The sequence below is a fragment of the Pararobbsia silviterrae genome (assembly GCF_003628125.1).
Taxonomy (GTDB): domain Bacteria; phylum Pseudomonadota; class Gammaproteobacteria; order Burkholderiales; family Burkholderiaceae; genus Pararobbsia; species Pararobbsia silviterrae.
In genome coordinates, this window is the sequence record NZ_RBZU01000004.1 from 331,153 (window position 1) to 345,869 (window position 14,717).

Sequence of the window (14,717 nt, forward strand, 5' to 3'; positions counted from 1 at the left end):
AGACGGGAGTCGGAACGGACGGGCCGGCGTCGTGACGGATCCGCGGACCCGGACGCGCTCGGGGCACGCTTCGGGGCACGCGTATGGCAGACCGTCGGGGCCGACCCAGACTATATCCGGTCCCCGTGCGGCGTGTCAGGGCGTTGAAAGCTCCGAGCGCCGCGCGAGAACGCAATCGAGCGCAATCGAACGCGATCAGCCCGGCGGCGTCCAGCCGAGGCCGAGCGCTTTCTGGAGCGCGACGTAATCCTTGACGAGTTCGGCGTCGCCCGAGATCCGGTTCTGTTCGGCCGAATAGCGCGTGCGTTCGGCGTCGAGCCAGTCGAGCGCCGTCGAGACGCCGGCCTGATAGCGCTGGCGCGTGAGCTGCGCCGTGTGCGACGCGGACGACTCGACCGAGCGAAGGCTATAGACGTTCTCGCGTTGATGTCCGTATCGCGAGAGCGCGACGTTCGCGTCGCGCAAGGCGCCGAGCACGGCCCCTTCGTATTGGGCCTGGGCTTCGTCGCGTGACGCGCCGGCCTGATCGACGCGCGCCTTTACGCGGCCGAAATCGAGACCGTTCCATTGCAGGTACGGAATGCCGACCCACGAGAAGTTTTCCTTGCGCATCAGATGGCCCGGATCGGCGGCCGTGAATCCGAGGTCGCCGAACAGCGTGAGCTTCGGAAACCAGTCGGCCTCGCGTTCGCCGATTTGCGCGGTCTGCGCCGCGAGACGACGCTCGGCGGCGCGGATATCGGGCCGCTGCTTGAGCAGCGCGGCCGGATCGCCGACCGCGACGGTCTCGGGCAGCACGGGCAGCGTGCCGGCGGGGCTCAATTCCGCATCGAGCGCGCCTGGTTCGCGGCCCGTCAGCAACGCGAGCTGATCGAGCGATTCGGTGATCTGTGCGTCGAGCGGAATCAGATTCGAACGCGTGGTCTCGACCTGCGTGCGAATCCGCTCGACGTCGAGATCCGATGCGACGCCGCGCGTGCGCCGCTGTCGCGTGAGATCGAGCATCTGCGATTCGAGGTCGGCCGAGGCGCGCACGAGTGCGAGACGTTGCTGCTGATCGCGGAGGTCGACATAGGCTTGCGCGACTTCCGCGGCGATCTCGACATGCGTGTCGGCGAGGTCCGCCTCGCTGGCATCGGCCTGATCGGATGCGGCCTCGATCGCGCGGCGCGTGCCGCCGAACAGATCGACTTCCCAACTGGCGTCGAACCCGACTTCGTAGAGATCGATGGGTCCGCGACCCGAACTCGAACTGCCGCTTCCGGAGTCATTCGACAGCAGCGAGGTGTCGGGCGCGCGCAGGCGGATATCGGCGGCGCTTGCCGACGTCTTGGGCAGCGCGTCGCGCTGTTGTTCGCGCAGCCCGGCGCGCGATTCGCGCAGGCGCGCCCGCGCCGCGCGGATATCCGTGTTGTGTTCGAGCGCCGTTTCGATGAGGCGCGTGAGCAGCGGATCGTCGAGCGACGTCCACCACTGCGCGGGTGCGGCGTCGGAGGCGATGCCGGCGTTCGGCGCGCGCGCGAAGCGATCGGCGTGCGTGGCGTTCGGCGCCACCTCGGGCGCGCCCGCGTAATTGGGGCCGACCGTGCAGCCCGCGACGAACGCGCAGGCCGCGGTGGCGATGAGGCAACGGCGAAGCAACGGAGAAACGGATGGCTTCATGGGAGATCAGTGGCCCGCCGACGCAGCGCCGGCCGAAGGCTTCTTGAGGAGCAGCGCGAGCGGCGCGCAGAGCGCGAGCGCGATGCCGAGAACGAAAAAGGTTTCGGAGAACGTCATGACGGTGGCCTGCTGCGCGATCTGTGTCGCAAGCTGGCCCAGCGCCTGGAGCTTCGCATAGGCCGCATCGCCGTGATTCGCGATGAAGCTCGCGGCGACGGACTGGATATGGTCCTGGCCGATCATGCTGTTCGCCGACACCGATTCGCGAATGACGTCGTCGTGATAGTGCGTGCGGCGGTCGATGAAGGTGCCGATCAGCGCGAGACCGACCGAGCCGCCGAGATTGCGGGCCATGTTGTAGAGGCCCGCCGCGTCGCCGGCTTCCTGCTTCGGCACGGCGGCCATCGACGCCTGGTTGAGCGGCATCATCGCGAGCATCTGGCCGAAGCCTCGCAGCAGTTGCGACGCATAGAAGTCGTGACCGACGCTCTGGGCGGTCAGCGAAATGTCGAGCATGCAGCTTGCAGTGAAGCACGCGAGGCCCGCGATGACGAGCAGGCGCGAATCGATTTTGCCGAGCACGCGCGGCAGGATCGGCATCATCAGGAAGGCCGGCACGCCCGATACGAGCATCACGGCGCCCGACTGCTCGGCGTTGTATCCGGAGACCGTGCTCAGGAACTGCGGCAACAGATACGAAATGCCGTAGAGACCCGCGCCGACCGTGAACACGATGAGGATCACGCTCGCGTAGTTCTTGTTCATCAGCAGCCGAAGCCGCACGACGGGCTGCTTCGCCGTGAATTGCGCGGCGATCAGCAGGGCGATGCCGACCGTCGCCACGATGCTGAGCCAGACGATCATCGACGATTCGAACCAGCGCTCGCGCTGGCCTTCCTCGAGCACGACGGTCAGGCAGCTGAGGCCGGTCGCGAGGCCCACGATGCCGAGCCAGTCCGCGTTGAAGAAGCGGTCGAGATGGACCGTATCGCGGCCCAGACCGAACAGCAGCAGGCCGATCAACGCGATCGAGACGGGCAGGTTCAGGAAGAAGCACCAGCTCCAGTCGATGTTCTCGGCAAGCCAGCCGCCGACGACCGGGCCGAGCAGCGGGCCCAGCAGCACGATGAGGCCGAACACCGTCATGCCGACCGGCATCTGATGGCGGGGCAGGCGCGTGGCGACGATCGTCTGCGCGGTCGGGATCATCGCGCCGCCCGCGAAGCCTTGGCCGATCCGGCCGATGACCATTTGCGCGAGGCTGTGCGAAAAGCCGCACATCATCGAGAACAGCGTGAAGCAGAGCGTGTTCGCGATCAGGAAGTTGCGCAGACCGAACACGCGCGTGAGCCATGCCGCAAGCGGGATCATGACGATCTCGGACATCAGATAGCCGGTCGAGATCCACGTGCCTTCGGTGCCGGCCGCGCCGATTTGTCCCTGGATCTGCGGCAAGGCGGAATTCGTGATCGAAATGTCGAGTGTCGCGAGCAGCGCGCCGAGCGAGCCCGCGGCGACCGCGATCCAGTCGGCGGCCGTCGCGTTCGGCGCGCGCGCGGCGGCCGCGGCGGGCGCACCAGGGGTGGCTTGGGCGCCGCCGGCGTCGGGCGAGCCGCGATGCGGGACGGCCTCAGCCACGATGCGATCCGCCTTCGTTGGATGCCGCGCCGTCGCCTTCGTGACCGTCGAGCGCCGCGCGCGCGCCGCGCGTGTCGACGCGCACCGTCACCGAAAGGCCCGGCAGCAGTCGCGCGCGCACGGCTTCGGGCGCGTCGATACGAATGCGCACGGGCACGCGCTGCACGATCTTCGTGAAGTTGCCCGTCGCGTTCTGCGGCGGCAGCAGCGCGAACTGCGAACCCGTGCCCGGCGAAAAGCTGTCGACCGTGCCGTGGAGGTCGTCGCCCGCGAGCGCGTCGACGTGAATCGTCGCGGGTTGCCCCACGCGCATCAGGCCGAGCTGCGTTTCCTTGAAATTCGCTTCGAGATAGACGTCCTGCACGGGCACGATCGTCATCAGACGGGTGCCGGGTTGCGCGTATTGCCCCGCGCGGACCGCACGGTCGCCGATGCGTCCGGCGATCGTGCTGCGCACGACCGTATCGCCGAGATCGAGCTTCGCCTGGCTCGCGCTCGCTTGCGCCGCGGCAAGCTGTGCGCGCGCCTGGAGGACCTGCGCCTGGGTCGTCGGGATCTGGCGTTGCGCGGCGTCGAGCGCCGCCGCATCGGCCGCGAGCGTCGCGGCGGCCTGCTTGCGCGCGTTGCGCAGTTCGGCCACGCGCTCGTCGGTTTCGGCGCCCGTCGCCGCGAGCGGCGCGTAGCGCGTCAACTGGTCGCTCGCGTAGGCGTCGCTCGCCTTCGCGCCGTCGAGCTGGGCGCGCGCCTGCGCGATGCTCGCTTGCTGCTGCGCGAGTTCGGCCTGAGCACGCGCGATATCGGCCTCGCGCGCCGCGATCGTCGCGTTCGCCTGCTGAAGGCTGACCTCGTAAGGGCGCGGGTCGAGACGCACGAGCGGCTGTCCGGCGCTCACGGTCTGGTTGTCGGCGACATAAACTTCGACGACGTAGCCCGAGATCTTCGGCGCGGCGGTGACGCTGTCGGCCTGCAGATAGGCGTCGTCGGTCGATTCGATGAAGCGCCCGACGGTCCACCAGCGCAGACCCCAGGCGCTCGCGCCGAGCGCGGCGAGGATGCACAGGCCGAGCAGCACGGCCTTGCGGTTCGAACGTTTGGCCGGGGCGGCGAGACCGCCGTGTTCACCGGCGGGCGCGGTTGCGGACATGAAGGAGGCTCCAGATTTTTTCCATTCGGGAGAATTATTCCAGTCGGGAAATATCTGTCAACTGTTATATTTCTGCGTGGTTGACCCAATTTATTCACGGATCTGCTCGATGAACCGGACGTTACGGCCCAGACATTCGACCGAAGGCGGCTATCCGCGCGGAGAGGAAACACGCGCGCGGATCATCACGGCGGCGATCCGGCTGTTCGGCGAGCTCGGTTTCGATGGCGCGTCGACGCGTGATATCGCGGCAAGCGCGGGCGTCAACGCGCCGGCGCTCCAGTACTACTTCGACAACAAGGAAGGGGTGTACGTCGCGTGTCTGCTCCATATCGTCGAGCAGGTGTGGGCGCGCCTCGAAGCGCCCGTCGAGGCCGCCGAGCGTGTGCTGGCCGATCCCGCATGCGAGGACGGCGCGCTCGTCGACGCGTACTGCGCGATCCAGGATTGCATCGTCGAATTCATGTTCAAGTCGCGTGTGGCCGACGAATGGCGCTGGTTTATGGCGCGCGAGCAGGCGGGGCTCGGTCCCGAGATCGGTCACGCGATCTTCAACAACGAGATCAACCGGCGCATGGTCGCGGTCAAGGCGTCGCTCGTCGGCCGCCTGCTCGGCCAATCGCCCGACGACGAAGACACGCTGATCCGCACGATGGGACTCGGCGGCCCGGCGCATGTGTTCCACGTGATGCGGCGCGCCGCGTTCAAGACGCTCGGCTGGGAACAGGTCGATGACGAACGCCTCGAGAAAATCCGGCGTGTCGTGCGTCTGCAGACTATTCAATTGCTCGAGGCCATGATCGGCGAGCGGCGCGCGCGCGGCGCGGATGGCGCCGCAGACTTCAAGTCGCCCGTCTGATCGAACGGTCGTCCTGTATCGACAAAATGCAGGCCATGCATCTGCTTATCCCATCGCCGATCGGATTTTTCCGAGCGTTTAGCGACGTCGTCCATTCGATATAAAAATTCAATTCTTCTCATAAAGATCCACTGCACGTGCGCTATTTATAATTTTCCCCGGTGATGCGGCGGTTTTATTGCGTACAGGGGGTGGGTATGAGAACGGATGTCGGTGTTTTCAAGCGGCGGTGGGTTGAGTATGTTGAGGAATCCTGCTCGATGGGCGGTCGAACGATCGATCGTCGAGCGAATCCCGGAGGCCGCGTGTTCGGGGCGCTCGCCTTGCCCGCGGACTCGAAGGTTGCCGGGGCGCGGATCATCGATGCGATGCTGAGCCGAATCCCGTTGAGCCGGATCGGAACCGCCGAGGCGTCGAAGGCGGCGTGCGCGGCGATCCGGCATGCACGCGCGCAGCTCGACACGATGCGGTGTCGTGGCCCGGGCGATTTCGCGACGCACGAAATGGCGTGTGCGCTCGCGGACTTCGCGCTCGGCGACCATGCGGGCTTGTATGTGCGGCTCACGTCGGCCCGCGCGATGGGCGACGACGCGTTCATGAGCGCCGGTACCTTGATGGTCGTGCTCAACACGGGGTGGCTCATGCCCGCGCGTGACCTGGCGGCCGACGCGCTCGATCGCTATCCCGACGACGCGTGCGTGCTTCGTCAGGTCGCGAACGTCTACCTCTGCGGGCTCGAATTTCGTCCGGCCATCGAGGTGCTCTCGACGCTCTTCGATCTCGCGGAGCGCTCGGGCGCGACGGACGAGATGAAGTGGCGCCTGGCCTCGGAACTCATGCAGCTCGGCGCGCTCGTCGAGCGCGTCGATGAGGCGATGCTCGATGAGCGCGCGCTCGTCGTCCAGGTTCAGCTCGCGATCGACGTGGCGTGCGAGGCGGGGCACGCGATCATCGGGCTCGAATGGCGCGCAGCGGGATCGGGCGGGGCGGCGATCGAGATGGGCATCGACGCGTCGGCGCGTCGATGCGAGCGCCTGGCGGCGCGTCTCGCTGAAGTGCTCGATGCTTACGTCGATCGCCGTGCGCGGCAGATCGTGACGATTGTCTATCGCTCCTATCGCAATGACGCGGTTCGCTGACTATAGTGACAGTCGAGCGTGACAGTCGAGCCGTCGCGCCCGGCACACCGGGTCGGTCCGCGTGCCGGGCGGATTCGGCGTCGGGCGGCGACGCTTGAACACGACGAACCATCCGGAGGCGCGTATGACCCAGCGGCGTGTAGCGCTCGTGACAGGCGGCATGGGCGGTCTGGGGGCCGCGATTTCGCGCAGACTCTGCGATGCGGGGATGGACGTCGCCGTCTCGCACTCGGCGAAGAACGATCATGTGCCCGCATGGCTGTCGGCCGAGAAAGCCGTCGGCCGACATTTTCAGGCCTATGAACTCGACGTGACCGCATTCGATTCGTGTCAGCGTTGCGCGACGCGTGTTCAGGCCGATCTCGGCCCGATCGACGTGCTGATCAACAACGCGGGCATCACGCGCGATTCGACGTTCATGAAAATGACGGCCTCCGACTGGGATGCCGTCATTCGAACGGATCTCGATGCGCTGTTCAATATGACCAAGCCGTTTGTGACCGATATGATCGATCGCGGCTTCGGCCGCATCGTCAATATCGGTTCGGTCAACGGCTCGCGCGGCGCATTCGGACAGACGAACTACTCGGCCGCGAAAGCTGGGATTCACGGCTTCACCAAGGCGCTTGCGCTCGAAGTCGCCCGTTATGGCGTGACCGTCAATACGGTTTCACCGGGCTATCTCGCGACCGCGATGACGGATGCCGTGCCCGAAGACGTCATGAACACGCGCATTCTTCCGCAGATTCCCGTGGGACGCCTCGGGCGGCCTGATGAAGTCGCCGCGCTCGTCGGCTTTTTGTGTTCCGACGACGCGGGCTTCATCACGGGGGCGGATCTCGCGATCAACGGCGGCATGCATATGCATTGACGCTGGGCCGCACGGGGGATCGGTCAATACTCGATCTGCGCGACGGCCCGGAGTTCATCGGGCGTGGTGGTGCCGAATCCGAAGAATTCGAGGTAGGCCGGGATCATCTCGAACAGCATGTCGGTCCCGACCTGCACCGCACAGCCTTTTTTCTTGGCCGCGCGGAGCATCGGCGTGAATTCCGCTTTCATGACGACTTCGCCGACGAAGGTCGACGGATCGATGCGCGCGATATCGAACGGGAGCGGATCGTCCTCGTTCATGCCGAGCGGCGTCGCGTTGACGATGATGTCGAAGCCGGCGGGGTCTTTCGATCCCGTCCGCACGATCAGCGACGGATACTGGCTGCGCAGACGATTCGCGAGCGCCTCGACGGCGCCGGTATTCGTATCGAACAAGGCGAGTTCGCTCGCGCCGGCGGCCGCGATCGATGCCGCGATCGCCGATCCGACGCCGCCGCTGCCGAGCACGAGCGCGCGCGCGTCGCGAATCGGTTGCCCCTTGCGTTCGACGCCGCGCGTGAAGCCCGCGCCGTCGAATTGATCACCGAGCAACGAGCCGTCGGCGCGCTTGAGAATCGCGTTGCACGCACCCGCGATCCGCGCCGTCGGCGTGAGCTCGTCGACGAGGTTCATCGTCGCGACCTTATGCGGCATCGTGATCAGCGCGCCGCGGATGTTCGTGAGCCGGAACAGCGACTCGAGGAACGTCGGATAGTCGTCGGGCAACACGCCCATCGGTACGACGACCGCGTTGATGTCGTTCTTTTCGAACCACGGGTTGTAGATCATCGGCGACTTGAACGTATGCGTCGGGTAGCCGATATGGGCGATGAGTTGCGTGTTGCCGTTAATCATGATGGTCTCGTTACACACTACAAACCGGTATGCGTCGGGCGACGTCAGGTGATCTCGACGCGATGGACATCGCCGACGATGAAGATATAGGACAGCGCGCCGATCAGTGCGGCGGCGGCGACGTATGCGAGCGCATAGAAAAACGATCCCGTCGCCGCGACGATGAAGCCGATCACGAGCGGCGTGATGATGCCCGCGAGGTTCGCGCACAGGTTGAACAATCCGCCCGTCAGTCCCATCAGGTGTTTCGGCGCGATATCCGAAATCAGCGTCCAGCCGAGTCCGACCATGCCTTGGCCGAAGAACGCGAGCGAAAGGATCGCGATGACCGTCGTGTCGCTCTGGACGTAGTTCGCCGCGATGATCGTCGAGGCGCCGAGCAGGCCGACGATGATCGGCAGTTTGCGCGCGATATTCGCCGAGCCGGTCCGCTTGAGGAGTACGTCGGAGATCCATCCGCCGAACATGACGCCGACAGCGGCCGCGAGAAACGGCATGATCGCGAAGAAGCCGACCTTGAGCCAGCCCATATGACGCTCGGTCGCGAGATAGGTCGGAAACCACGTCAGAAAGAACACGAGCGTCGTGTTGCCCGCGAACTGACCCAGGCAGGCGCCCGAGATCTGGCGCATGCGCATGAGCTTGCCGGCATTGGCCCACGAGAATTTGACGGTCTCGCGGCCGCCTTCGGGTTCGAGCCCGCCGCCCGCGGCGATGTAGTCGAGTTCGGCCTTGTTGACGGTGCGCGAGTGGTGCGGCTCGCGATAGACGAGCCACCAGACGATCGCGAACGCGATGCCGATGCCGCCGACGACGAAGAACGGCGCGCGCCAGCCATAGGTCGCGACAAGCCAGAAAATCGACGGCGCGAAGCAGGCGAGACCGAGATACTCGCCGACCGTGTAGATGCCCGTCGCACGCGCGCGTTCATGTTGCGGAAACCATGTCGCGACGACGCGGCTGTTCGTCGGAAAGCAGGGCGCCTCGCTGATGCCGAGACCGAAGCGGAACAGCAGCAGCGATTTGAGGCCGACCGCGAAACCTTGAAGCAACGTGAACAGCGACCAGAACGTCAGCGCGAGGAAATACGTGACCTTGCTGCCGAAACGATCGAGAAACACGCCGCCGGGGACCTGCACGAGCGCGTAGGTCCACGAAAAAGCCGAGAACACGATTCCCATGACGGCCGCGCCGATGCCGAGTTCCTTCGTCATCGCGGGCGCGGCGATGCCGAGCACCGTGCGATCGAGGTAATTGATCATCGTGCAAAGGGCGAGCAGCGCCAGCACGATAAAACGGACGTGAGTCCGTTTGCCCGCCTGCGCGAGCGGGCGCGCGTCGCCGACGGACGCGGAGTCGTGGTCGAGCGGTGAATCGACGGCGTGGCGATGCGGTTGAGCGGGCATGCGTGTCTCCTGACATCCTCGATGGTGCGCCGCGATTGTTGTCGTCAGGTATCCCTGCTTGGGCGACGCGGTGCCTCTATGAAGCACTGGTGCAAGGGTAGGCGTGCGTGCCGTGTGCGGCAATATCGCGCGAGCGCTTTTCGTATGCGTGTGCGCGTTTATCGAAACGCTATGCGCGATGAACGATCGAAATTCGGGTAAATAGGGAGAGGGTCTGGCGGGCAGTAAGGCAAACGGAAGCTGTGCGGCGCGCGGGGGACGCACGCCGATGATGGGATGCAGGGCAAAGTGTTGCGGACGCGCGGCGCGTCCGCATCGGGTACCGCGACGTCGTTATTTCCGCACGCGTCGCACGACGCACGAGGCGCGCGATGCCGGACGATGCATGTCGAGCGCGGCCATGCGCGCGACCGGATACGCGCAATGCGAGACGTGTTCGTCGGCCATGCCGTAGTCGAGATAGTGCGCGACGAGGCCCGAGGCATGCGCATGCGTCGACGTGTCGAGTTGCCGCTTGAGCAGCACGAGGAAATTGCGCAGATCGTCGGCGCCGTGACTCGCGATGAATTCGCCGACGATGCCGAGCAATGTCGCGAGCAGCCCCTGTTCCGAGCCTGTCTGCGCAAGCCGCGCGCGCGCCGTTTCGATATCGAACGCGTAATCGTCTTCGCAACGATGCATGGCGCTCGCGCCAATCAGAATGTTCTTGTGCATGATTTCAATACCACGTGGATAGACGCAGGACCCGTGGTCGGCCAAATCCCGTGCAATGCGGCTCAGCGCGGCGATTCGAGCTCTCCAGAAGGGTCCGCACAACCGGATCGATACGTTGCACGCGCCATGCGGCATGCGTGTGACATGCCGCGCGAGTATCGCTCTCGTGACCGCGACGCGCAGTCCGGCACGCACCGAAAACGCACTTCGCACGCACAAACAGCGTGCTGCGCCGCACCAGCCCCGCACGACGGTGATCCATTCTGGATTGCGCGCATCGAACCGATTGGGCGGTGTCAATGCGCGCGTGCGCCTTGTCCATCAAGGGTTTCCGGACAATAAGCCGGAAATGGCACAGGCCTTGCATTGAGTCCGGCACGCGCATCAACGTCGATACGCGAAGCAGCAAATCTCGTTTGAATGCTTTTGGACAACGGCGTCCCTTGAGTCTGGTTCATGTAACCGGGTTCGCGGGACGCCGTTTTCTTTTTTCCGGGGACTCACATGACTGACAAAGCGACGTCCATCGAGCTGCTCAGCGTTCGCACCCCTGCAATGCGCGCGTTTCACATGGCTTGGCTCGCCTTCTTCGTCTGTTTCTTCGCGTGGTTCGCCTGCGCGCCGTTGATGCCGCTGATCAAGCAGGAGTTCCATCTGACGGCGGGCCAGGTCGCGAACATCAATATCGCCGCGGTCGCGATCACGATCCTCGTGCGTGTGATCGTCGGGCCGCTCTGCGATCGCTTCGGTCCGCGCAAGGTCTATGTCGGTCTACTGCTGCTCGGCACGCTGCCGCTGGTCGGCGCGGCGCTCTCGTCGAGCTATGCGCCGTTCTTGCTCTGCCGCCTCGCAATCGGCGCGGTCGGCGCGAGCTTCGTGATCACGCAGTACCACACGTCGGTCATGTTTGCGCACAAGGTCGTCGGCGCCGCGAACGCGACGAGCGCGGGCTTCGGCAACGCGGGCGCGGGCGCCGCGCAATTGCTCGTGCCCGTCATGCTCGCCGCGTGCATCGGCTGGGGCGCGAGCCATGCGATCGCCTGGCGTCTGACGTTGCTCGTGCCCGCCGCGGTCATGCCGATCGTCGCCGCGCTCTATTGGCGCTATACGCAGGATTGCCCGCAAGGCAATTTCTCGGATTTGCGCGCTCAGGGCATCGCCGTCGAAAGCGGCAAGAAGGGCGGCTGGCAGAGCCTTGCGCTCGCCGCGCGCAACTACCGCGTCTGGATGCTGTTCATCACGTACGGCGCGTGCTTCGGCGTCGAGGTCTTCATTCACAACGTCGCGGCGATGTACTACGTCGACCAGTTCCACGCATCGCTCGGCTTTGCCGGCGTCGCGGCAGGGTGCTTCGGTCTGCTGGCGATTTTCGCGCGTCCGCTCGGCGGCATCGTTTCGGACTGGTTCGCGGCGCGCAAGGGCCTCTCGGCGCGCGCCACGCTGCTCTTCGCGCTGATCGCCTGCGAAGGCGCGGGCTTGCTCGTGTTCGCGCAAGCCGGCGACGCGCTCGGCGCGTTCGCCGCGATGCTGACCTTCGGACTGTTCACGCATATGGCTTGCGGCGCGACGTACGCGCTCGTGCCGTTCGTCGATCGCAAGGCGCTCGGCGGCGTCGCGGGCATCGTCGGCGCGGGCGGCAACACGGGGGCGGTCGCGGCCGGCTTTCTGTTGAAAGGTGTCGGCGATCTGCGCGAAGCGCTCGTCGTGCTCGCCGTCTTCGTGATGGTCAGTGCGCTCTGCGCGCTCGTCGTGCGGCTCAACGGCGAGGCCGTGAATCGCGAGGCCGAGCTGCCCGCCGCGAATTGATCCGAACCGCTCTTGAACGTGTCGAACGAATTGTTGAGGGAATGCAAGCCATGAAAATCATCGTGATCGGCCACGGCATGGTGGGCCACAAGTTTCTCGAATGCCTCGCGGAATCGTCGAGCGGCGCGGCCGATCGCATCGACGTCACGGTGCTTTGCGAGGAACCGCGCGCGGCGTACGACCGCGTCCATCTGACCGAGTATTTCGCGGGCAAGACGGCCGAGGATCTGTCGCTCGTCGAGGACGGCTTCTTCGAACGCACGGGCATGGCGCTCAAGCTCAACGCGCGCGCCGTCTCGATCGATCGCGACGCGCATACGGTCCTCACGTCGACGGGCGAGACGCTGGCTTACGACACGCTCGTGCTCGCGGCGGGGTCCTATCCGTTCGTGCCGCCGGTGCCGGGCAAGGACCGCGCGGATTGCTTCGTCTACCGGACGATCGAAGACCTCGAAGCCATGACCGAATGCGGGAAGCGCGCGAAGACGGGCGTCGTCGTCGGCGGCGGCCTGCTCGGGCTCGAAGCGGCGAAGGCGCTTGTCGATCTTGGCCTCGACACGCATGTCGTCGAATTCGCGCCGCGCCTGATGGCCGTGCAGGTCGACGACGGCGGCGGCCGCACGCTGCGCGCGAAGATCGAGGAACTCGGCGTGACCGTGCATACGCAGAAGAACACGCTCGAGATCGTCGACGGCGAGACGGGCACGCACCGCATGCGCTTCGCCGACGGCAGTCATCTCGACACCGACATGATCGTGTTTTCGGCGGGCATCCGTCCGCGCGACGAGCTGGCGCGCGCGAGCGGACTCGCGGTCGGTGCGCGCGGCGGCATCGTGATCGACGATACGTGTCGCACGAACGATGCCGATATCTTCGCGATCGGCGAATGCGCGCTCTGGAACGGTCAGATCTTCGGTCTCGTCGCGCCGGGCTACGAGATGGCGCGTGTCGCCGCCAGGACGCTGCTTGGCGAAGTCGCGCACTTCCGCGGCGCGGACATGAGCACCAAGCTCAAGCTCATGGGTGTCGACGTCGCGAGCTTCGGCGATGCGCACGGCACGACCGCGCGCAGCCGCCTGTATCAGTTCAACGACGATCGCAAGAAGGTCTACAAGAAGCTTGTCGTGTCCGAGTGCGGTAAATACCTGCTCGGCGGCGTGATGATCGGCGACGCGAGCGAATACGGCACGCTGCTCCAGATGATGCTCAACCGCATCGAGCTGCCCGAAGCGCCTGAATTCCTGATCCTGCCGCAGGCCGACGGTCAGGCGAAGCCCGGCATCGGCGTCGAAGCGTTACCCGAATCGGCACAGATCTGCTCGTGCAATAACGTGAGCAAGGGCGCGATCTGCGCGGCCGTCTGCGCGGGCGCGACGACGATCGGCGACGTCAAGGCCGCGACGAAGGCGGGTACCGCATGCGGCGGCTGCGTCTCGCTCGCGACGCAAGTCATGAAGGCCGAGATGAAGAAGCAGGGCCTCGCCGTCAACAATCATCTGTGCGAGCACTTCAAGTTCTCGCGGCAGGAGCTTTATCACATCGTGCGCGTCGAGCGCATCCGCACGTTCGGCGCATTGCTCGCGAAGCACGGGCACGGCATCGGTTGCGATATCTGCAAGCCGACCGTCGCGAGCATTCTCGCGTCGTGCTGGAATGAGTTCGTGCTCAAGAAGGAGCATGCGGGCTTGCAGGACTCGAACGACTATTACCTCGCGAATATCCAGCGCGACGGCACGTATTCGGTCGTCCCGCGTATGCCGGGCGGCGAAGTCACCGCGGACGGCTTGATCGCGGTCGGGCAGATCGCGAAGCAATACGGGCTTTACACGAAGATCACGGGCGGACAACGTGTCGACCTGTTCGGCGCGCGCGTCGAACAATTGCCGTCGATCTGGGAAGCGCTGATTGCCGCGGGTTTCGAGTCGGGCCATGCATACGGCAAGTCGCTGCGGACCGTCAAATCGTGCGTGGGTTCGACGTGGTGCCGTTATGGCGTGGGCGACTCGGTCGGTCTCGCGATCGATCTCGAGAATCGATACAAGGGCCTGCGCGCGCCGCACAAGATCAAGTTCGGCGTGTCGGGCTGCACGCGCGAATGCGCGGAAGCGCAGGGCAAGGACGTCGGCGTCATCGCGACCGACAAGGGCTGGAATCTCTACGTCTGCGGGAACGGCGGCATGAAGCCGCGTCATGCCGAATTGATCGCATCGGACCTCGATCGCGAGACGCTGATCCGGTATATCGACCGCTTCCTGATGTTCTATGTGCGCACGGCCGACCGGCTCCAGCGCACGAGCGTCTGGCGCGACAACCTCGAAGGCGGGCTCGACTATCTGATCGACGTCGTCGTTCACGACAAGCTCGGTGTCGCGGCCGATCTCGAAACGGAGATGCAGCACGTCGTCGATACCTACGAATGCGAATGGAAGCATGCCGTCACGGATCCCGAGACGCGCAAGCGCTTCCGTCATTTCGTCAACAGCGAGCGCGGCGACGAGAACGTGAGCTTCGTCCCCGCGCGCGGCCAGATCCGGCCGGCGACGCCCGATGAGCGCAAAGCCGCGGATGTGCGGATCCCCATCGTCGCCGAGACGGTATGACGTGCCTGACGAGCCATTGAG

General features: G+C 65.4%; 11 protein-coding genes. 5 read left to right on the forward strand and 6 right to left on the reverse strand.

Annotation, left to right across the window (positions count from 1 at the left end; translation table 11 throughout):
* Positions 1–195: 195 nt before the first annotated feature.
* The 3 genes from D7S86_RS11935 to D7S86_RS11945 all read right to left on the reverse strand — a co-directional run bounded on the left by D7S86_RS11935 (position 196) and on the right by D7S86_RS11945 (position 4,444).
* Positions 196–1,662, reverse strand: a complete 1,467-nt coding sequence (locus D7S86_RS11935) for an efflux transporter outer membrane subunit (RefSeq protein ID WP_121086660.1) — start codon at positions 1,660–1,662, stop codon at positions 196–198.
* A 6-nt stretch (positions 1,663–1,668) separates the two neighbouring features.
* Positions 1,669–3,186: an MDR family MFS transporter gene (locus tag D7S86_RS11940; protein ID WP_240648113.1), complete on the reverse strand. Its 1,518-nt coding sequence runs from the start codon at positions 3,184–3,186 to the stop codon at positions 1,669–1,671.
* Between the two features lie 106 nt (positions 3,187–3,292).
* Complete coding sequence (locus D7S86_RS11945) at positions 3,293–4,444, reverse strand: HlyD family secretion protein (RefSeq protein ID WP_121086665.1); 1,152 nt, start codon at positions 4,442–4,444, stop codon at positions 3,293–3,295.
* Between the two features lie 109 nt (positions 4,445–4,553).
* On the opposite strand from D7S86_RS11945, the gene D7S86_RS11950 reads away from it, so the two are divergent.
* The 3 genes from D7S86_RS11950 (at position 4,554) to phbB (ending at position 7,313) form a co-directional block, all read left to right on the forward strand.
* Entirely contained in the window at positions 4,554–5,303 is a 750-nt protein-coding gene (locus D7S86_RS11950; RefSeq protein ID WP_121086667.1) for a CerR family C-terminal domain-containing protein, read from the forward strand.
* 305 nt (positions 5,304–5,608) lie between these two features.
* Positions 5,609–6,442 (forward strand): hypothetical protein, encoded by an 834-nt coding sequence (locus tag D7S86_RS11955; protein WP_121086669.1) that lies wholly within the window; start codon positions 5,609–5,611, stop codon positions 6,440–6,442.
* Positions 6,443–6,566: 124 nt separating this feature from the next.
* Positions 6,567–7,313, forward strand: a complete 747-nt coding sequence (phbB, locus tag D7S86_RS11960; RefSeq protein WP_121086936.1) for an acetoacetyl-CoA reductase — start codon at positions 6,567–6,569, stop codon at positions 7,311–7,313.
* A 23-nt stretch (positions 7,314–7,336) separates the two neighbouring features.
* On the opposite strand, the gene D7S86_RS11965 is transcribed toward phbB, so the two are convergent.
* The 3 genes from D7S86_RS11965 to D7S86_RS11975 form a co-directional block, all read right to left on the reverse strand.
* Positions 7,337–8,170: a shikimate dehydrogenase family protein gene (locus D7S86_RS11965; protein WP_121086671.1), complete on the reverse strand. Its 834-nt coding sequence runs from the start codon at positions 8,168–8,170 to the stop codon at positions 7,337–7,339.
* Positions 8,171–8,214: 44 nt separating this feature from the next.
* Complete coding sequence (locus D7S86_RS11970) at positions 8,215–9,576, reverse strand: MFS transporter (RefSeq protein WP_121086673.1); 1,362 nt, start codon at positions 9,574–9,576, stop codon at positions 8,215–8,217.
* 333 nt (positions 9,577–9,909) lie between these two features.
* Positions 9,910–10,290, reverse strand: a complete 381-nt coding sequence (locus tag D7S86_RS11975) for a hypothetical protein (RefSeq protein ID WP_121086675.1) — start codon at positions 10,288–10,290, stop codon at positions 9,910–9,912.
* A gap of 504 nt (positions 10,291–10,794) precedes the next feature.
* Here D7S86_RS11975 and D7S86_RS11985 point away from each other — a divergent pair.
* Both D7S86_RS11985 and nirB read left to right on the forward strand, forming a co-directional pair.
* Positions 10,795–12,096, forward strand: a complete 1,302-nt coding sequence (locus tag D7S86_RS11985; RefSeq protein ID WP_121086679.1) for an MFS transporter — start codon at positions 10,795–10,797, stop codon at positions 12,094–12,096.
* Positions 12,097–12,146: 50 nt separating this feature from the next.
* A complete protein-coding gene (gene nirB, locus D7S86_RS11990; protein ID WP_121086681.1) occupies positions 12,147–14,696 on the forward strand; it encodes a nitrite reductase large subunit NirB in 2,550 nt (849 codons plus the stop codon).
* Positions 14,697–14,717: the final 21 nt, after the last annotated feature.